Origin of the sequence: Dietzia sp. B44 (assembly GCF_014145245.1) — a bacterium.
Lineage (GTDB): Bacteria > Actinomycetota > Actinomycetes > Mycobacteriales > Mycobacteriaceae > Dietzia > Dietzia natronolimnaea.
This window is the reverse complement of record NZ_JAALEF010000047.1, coordinates 1-6109: the sequence shown is the minus strand read 5'-3', so window position 1 is coordinate 6109 and position 6109 is coordinate 1. Positions and strand designations below refer to the sequence as shown.

At 70.7% G+C, this 6109-nt stretch carries 5 protein-coding genes and 1 pseudogene; 1 reads left to right on the top strand and 5 read right to left on the bottom strand.

Translation table 11 applies throughout. From position 1 onward, the window contains the following. Positions 1–197, top strand: a pseudogene (locus G6017_RS02020) (glycoside hydrolase family 25 protein); the annotation flags it as partial. A gap of 13 nt (positions 198–210) precedes the next feature. Here the strand turns inward: G6017_RS02020 and G6017_RS02015 are convergent. The 5 genes from G6017_RS02015 to trmB form a co-directional block, all read right to left on the bottom strand. Continuing rightward, positions 211–582 (bottom strand): DUF3054 domain-containing protein, encoded by a 372-nt coding sequence (locus G6017_RS02015; RefSeq protein WP_375544356.1) that lies wholly within the window; start codon positions 580–582, stop codon positions 211–213. Continuing rightward, positions 579–1889 (bottom strand): lysylphosphatidylglycerol synthase transmembrane domain-containing protein, encoded by a 1311-nt coding sequence (locus tag G6017_RS02010; protein WP_182615661.1) that lies wholly within the window; start codon positions 1887–1889, stop codon positions 579–581. Before G6017_RS02010 ends, G6017_RS02015 begins: the two co-directional genes overlap by 4 nt. Before the next feature lie 64 nt (positions 1890–1953). After that, on the bottom strand, positions 1954–4500 hold the full coding sequence (locus G6017_RS02005) for an MMPL family transporter (protein WP_182615659.1): 2547 nt from the start codon (positions 4498–4500) through the stop codon (positions 1954–1956). Between the two features lie 12 nt (positions 4501–4512). Then, the gene (locus G6017_RS02000; protein WP_179523595.1) at positions 4513–5187 is read right to left on the bottom strand and encodes an NYN domain-containing protein; all 675 of its coding nucleotides are present in this window, start codon (positions 5185–5187) and stop codon (positions 4513–4515) included. 37 nt (positions 5188–5224) lie between these two features. Beyond that, the gene (gene trmB, locus G6017_RS01995) at positions 5225–5995 is read right to left on the bottom strand and encodes a tRNA (guanosine(46)-N7)-methyltransferase TrmB (RefSeq protein ID WP_182615657.1); all 771 of its coding nucleotides are present in this window, start codon (positions 5993–5995) and stop codon (positions 5225–5227) included. Positions 5996–6109 lie beyond the last annotated feature (114 nt).

Here is a 6109-nt window from a genome sequence, read left to right as displayed (position 1 = left end):
CCGCACCCGTCGCCGCCCCCGCGCCGGATGCCGCACCCGTCCTCGATCCCGCCCCCGCCCCCGTCGCCGGAGGACGCGCGGAACCGGTCACCATCGTGGTCCCGGAGGGACTGCCCGCCCCGGACGGCGTCCGACTGCCCGAGACCGTCACCGTCCCGGCCCACATGCTCGACCAGATCCCGCCCGAGTTCCGCTAGGGGTTCTGACGAGCTAGGCCGACCGGCGCCGGGACACCGCCGCGCGCAGCGCCCGCCAGCCCAGGAGGAACACCCCGGTGGCGATCGCGGCCACCACCATGAAGCTCCAGTGCGGCACCCGTCCGTCACCGATCCCGCGGATCAGCATCCCGCCGACGAGGGTGGCGACCCACACCAGGACACCCGACCGGATGGTCCCGGGGTCGCGGCGCGTGGCGAGCACCACGACCCACCCCACCACCAGACCCACCAGGAACGGCCACGCCGTCCCCCACACCTGCCCGATCCCGAGGCCCTCGGAATGGGCGCCGCGCCCGAAGGTCGCGAACACCCCCACGAGCACGGCGTCCAACAGGAACATCAGCGGCAGGGCCACTCGGCTCACCGATCCCTCTCGTCACGGTGCTCGCCGCCGCCCAGCGAGCAGGACGCCTCACCCTCCCCGGCGTCCCGGGTCCCGTCCTCCCGGACGCGCAAGAGGGGGATCGGCCCGGAGTAGTGGGGGACGGTGGCGCGCCACGGCGTGCCCCTCATCGGCCACATCGCGGCGAGACCGGCGGGCGGGGCGGCGATCACGGCTGGTTGGTCGGGGTGGAGGCGGGGCGACGACGACGAGGCGTCCTCGCGCGGGGTGTCGTCCTCCGCGGGTTCGGCATCCGGATCGATCTCCACCGCACCGCGGTAGAAGAGGAAGAAGACCACCCACCCCGCCAGCGCCACGAGGACGAAGCTGACGATGCGGTAGAGGAACACCGCCGCGAACGCCTGGTGCGCACCGAGCCCGCCCGCGGTGAGCGCGGTGATGAGCGCGAACTCGACCGTTCCCAGACCACCGGGGGTGATCGGCGCGGAGGCCACGATCTTGCCGGTGACGTAGGCGATACACAGACCGCCGATGCTGGGCTGGGCGCCGACCGCGTGGGCGGCCGCCCACAGGCAGCCGATGTCGGCGACCCAGTTGAGGAGTGAGAACGCGAAGGCCTTGGAGAACTGGGTCTTGGTCATCTCGACCGCCTCGGCCTGCTCCACGATCTTGCGGACCCCGGTCGCACCGTGGTCTGCGGGCCGGCGGCGCCGGGCGTTGACCCACGCCAACAACGACAGCAGGGCCTCCTCGATCCTGTCGGGGTTCCTGGCGGCCCACTGCACCACCACCACGATCGCCACGAGGCCGATCGCGGACAGCATCAGCAGGAACGGGTTGGACACGCGGCCCACCAGGAAGAAGCCCATCAACGCGAGCAGCACGATCCCCACCGTGGACAGCACTCCGGAGATCACCAGTTGCCACGACGCCACCACCCGGGTCGCGCCCCACTGGCGGGTCTTCCGGTAGGTCAGGGTGGTTCCGAAGACCTGCCCGCCGGGGATACAGGTCGAGAACGCGTTGGCGGAGAAGACCAGACCGACGCTCGCCCAGTACCCCACCCTGACGCCCGCCGACTGCAGCAGCACCTTCTGCACCGAGCCGTAGCTGGATATGGAGAGGTAGGAGAACACCAGCGCCACCGCGACCCAACCCCAGTGCGGGCTGGTGACCGCCGAGAACCCCTCGGCGAAGAACGGCATCTGCCCGCGGAGCCAGTAGAGGACGAAGCCCAGGACGGCCAGGGTCGCCAAGGCCTTGAACCAGGGGTTGACGAGGACCACCCGGACACGACGGCGCAGGACGGCGCCCCGGGTCCCCTTCATCCCGCCACCATAACCCGCGGACCGGCCTCGGCCCAGGTTCACACTCCGGAGGTCGGGCGGGGCCTCACGCGTCGCGATCCCGTTCCCTCTCCCGCTCCCGCTCCTGCCGGAGCCGGGCGATCAGCTCCGCGGCGGGGATCTTCTCCCCGCCGCCCCCGTCCCGACGACGGTGCTCGGGCCGGGGTGCGGTCCGGAGGTCGGGTTCGGGCTCGCGCACAGGTTCGGGCGCGGGTTGGCGCACAGGTTCCGACTCGCGCACAGGTTCCGGCTCGCGCACAGGTTCCGCTTCGGGCTCGCGCTCGAGGAGCCCCACCGCCGATCCCGGCGCCTGCGTCACGGAGGGTCCGTCAGTGGGGCTCCCCGCGACAGGTCCTGCGGGTGCGGTGTCAGGGACGCCCGTCTCCGTGACCCTGACCGGTCCCGCCGACCCGACCCGGGCAGGGCCGCCCTGCAGGTGTTCGGGCTCGTCGCCGATCTCGGCCTCGCCCAGGCCGATCCGCTCCTGGACCCGCTTCATCCACCGGGGGGCCCACCAGTTGTCGGTGCCCAGCATCTGCATGACCGCGGGCACCAGCAGCATGCGGATCACCGTGGCGTCGATGATCAGGGCGGCGATCATGCCGAACGCGATGTACTTCATCATCACGATGTCCGAGAACGCGAACGCACCGGTCACCACGATGAGGATCAGCGCGGCCGAGGTGATGATCCGACCGGTGTTGGCCACACCGCTGCGGATGGCCTCGGCGGTCCTGGCGCCCCGGGATCGCGCCTCGACCATCCGGGACACCAGGAACACCTCGTAGTCCGTGGACAACCCGTAGATGATCGCCATCAGCAGCACCACCACTGGCGAGGTGAGCGGCCCCGGTGTGAAGCCGAGCAGGTCGGCGAGGTGCCCGTCGACGAAGATCCACGTGAGGATCCCGAGCGTGGCGCCCAGGCCCAGCAGGTTCATGATCGCCGCCTTGATGGGCAGCACCAGCGAGCCGAACGCCAGGAACATCAGGATCGTGGTGGCGACCAGCACGTACAACACGAACCACGGGAGTCCGTCGACCAGCGCGTCGACCGAGTCGGACTCCATGGCCGGGTTCCCGCCCACGTGGACCTCGGTGCCGGCGGGGATCGGGAACTGCTGCAGGTACTCGACGGTCTCGGCCGGTGAGTTGCGGTCGACCAGACCGGACTGCAGGACCACCACGTCGCGGCCCTGGTCGTCCTGCTGTCCGGACCGGGCGAACTGGAACGGACCGGTGAGCCCGGGCGCGTTGTTGGCCTCGGCGCGGATCTGCGAGAGCGTGGTGCCGTCCGACCCGATCACGACGAGCTTGACCGGGTCGGTGCGGGTGCCGGGGAAGTTCTGGTCGTACTGCTCCTGCGCCACGCGCGTGGTGTTGTCCGGCGGGAGGTAGGTCTCGTTGATGCCGCCGAACTTGACCCCGGAGAACGGGATGATGAGCGCCACGAGGACCACCACGACGGGCACCGCCACCGCCACCGGGTGCTTCATCGAGAAGTCGGCGACCCGGCCGAACAGCCCGTTCTCCACCTGCTCGCGGGTGCGGTGCCGCTGCAGGCGCGTGATGCCGAGCATGTCGACGCGGTGCCCCAACATCACCAGCACCGCCGGGAGCAGCGTCACCGACAGCAGCGCGGCCAGGATGACGGCGGCGATCGCCCCATAGGCCACCGACTTGAGGAAGTCCTGCGGGAAGATCAGCAGCCCGGACAGGGTCACGCCCACCATGACGGCCGAGAACACCACGGTGCGGCCGGCGGTGGCCACGGCTCTGCGTACGGCGACGACCGGTGGGTACCCCTCGGCCATCTCCTCCCGGAACCGGCTCACCACGAACAGGCCGTAGTCGATCGCCAGCCCCAGGCCGATCAGCGTGACCACGTTCTGGGCGAACGAGTTGACCGGCACCACCAACGACAGCAGGTGCAGGGCGCCGATCGACCCGAGGATCGTCAGGATGCCCACGGCCACCGGCAGGAACGCGGCCACCACGCCGCCGAACACCACGATGAGCAGGACGAACACCAGGGGCAGCGCGATGAGCTCCGCCCGGACGAGGTCGGCGTCCATGCCGTCCTGCAGCGCTCCCGCGACCGCCTGGACGCCGGCGACGTCGGTCTCGATGCCGTCGACGTCGATCCGGTTCTCGATCACCCGGAAGTTCTCGAGGATCTCCTCCTCCTCGCCCGCCAGCTGGATCGAGGCCACCGCGATGCCCTCGTCACGGTTGACCAGGGCGGGGGACTGGTTGTAGACGAAGCTGGTCACGCCGGTGACCTCGTCGGGGAACTCGTCGCGGATCGCGTCGAGCGAGGCCCGGACGGGGTCCTGGAACGCGGGATCGTCGACCGTGGTGCCCTCGGGGGCGTGATAGGTGACGACGACGTCGCCGAGCGCGTCGCGGCCGTACGCCTCCTGCTCGAGCCGCTCGGCGGTCGCCCACCCGCTCTTCGGGTCCTCGAAGCCCCCCTGACCGAAGGCGTTGCCGAACATGCTGCCCGCGACGCTGAGGGCGGCCATGACCAGGACCATGAAGAGCAGGACGGGGACGCGGCGGCGGGCGACGAACCCTCCGAGTGAGTTGAACACGGCTGCGCGCTCCTAACGCGAGTTGAGCAGGGCGGTGAGCGGCCGGAGCGGCTGCAGCCAGGCACCCTCGTCGGGCAGGTTCTCCAGGCTGACCCGGGGCAGGGGCTCCCGGAACACGCCTGGGATGTCCTCGAGGTCGAGGAATCGGATCGTGTCGTGCTGGACGGCCCAGGTGGCGTGCTCCCGGAACCCGATGACGGTGACGGGGACCTCGTCGGCGAGCTCCTCCAACGGCTCGCGGAACGCCTGGCCGTCGGCGGAGGCCACCACGACACCGGCGAGCCTGCCGGACTCGGCGCGCCGGTCGATGTGCTCGAGCATGTCGTCGTCGACATCGGAGTCTTCGCTGGTCTTGGGCTTGGCGAAGACGGCGAAGCCGACGTTGCGCAGGGCCTCGACCCAGGGGCGGACGTTGTCCGAGGTGCCCGGGACGATGTTGGTGAAGACGGTCGCCTCGGCCTCGAGGGTGTCGTTGGTGGTCACCGACAACTCGGCCGCGTACCCGAGCAGCCACCGCCCGAGCGCGTCGAAACGGGGACGGTACACGGCCGTGGGACGGCCGCCGAGGATCGAGCCCAGGCCCATGTCCACGTTGGGGGCGTCCCAGACGAGCAGCACCAGGCCCGGGGCGTCGGGCGGCACCACGTCGGAGAGGTCGTGGGCGTCCGGTCCGTCAGGTGGGGTCATCGTCTGCTGCCTCGGTCTTCTTGTAGATACGGGGTTGTCAGTCTCTACGACGCCAGAGGAACTCGTTGATCACTCGCTCCTCCTGCAGACCCTTGCCCTCGAACTTCGTCACGGGTCTTTTCAGACTGAACGGTACGTGTCCGGCCCCGGTCGTGGCGTCGAGCCGCTCGAGTGAGGGTTCCGCGTCGCCGGTCTCGGCGATCCAGTCGGCATAGTCCGCGTGGTCGGTGGCCACGTGGAGCACACCGCCGGGACGGAGGCGCGAGGAGATCAGTTCGAACGTGCCCGACTGCAGGAGCCGCCGCTTGTGGTGGCGGGCCTTGGGCCACGGATCCGGGAAGAACACGCGCACGCCGGTCAGGCTCGACGGCGCGATCATGTTGGTCAGCACGTCCACCCCGTCGCCGCGGATCATCCGGACGTTCTCGAGCCCCTCGCGCAGGATCATCCCCAGGAGCTGGGCCAGACCCGGCTGGTAGACCTCCACCGCGAGCACGTCCACATCGGGCTCGTCGGCCGCCATCGCCGCGGTCGACGTCCCGGTCCCGGAGCCGATCTCCACGATCAGAGGCGCGACGCGACCGAACAGGGCCTGCGGGTCGACGAGGTCGTCCGCCACGTTGCGGCCGTAGGTCGGCCAGTGTTCCTCCCAGTTCCGCTGCTGCCCCGGACGCAGGGTGCCGCGCCGGAACCGGTAGGCCGTGACCCTGGGGAACAGACGCGGGTCGTGGTCGGGGGTCGCACCGCCCCGGGTGTCGCCGTCCGGGGTGTCGCCGTCCGCCGGTCGGGGGCTCTCGCTCTGGTTCACCCGGTCATCATCCCGTAGTCGGCGGCCCGGGTCCGAATCCGGTGGCCGGGCGGGGCGTGCGCCGGGACGACGGGCACCGCCCGGGATACCCGCCGGACCCGGGGGAAGGTCTTG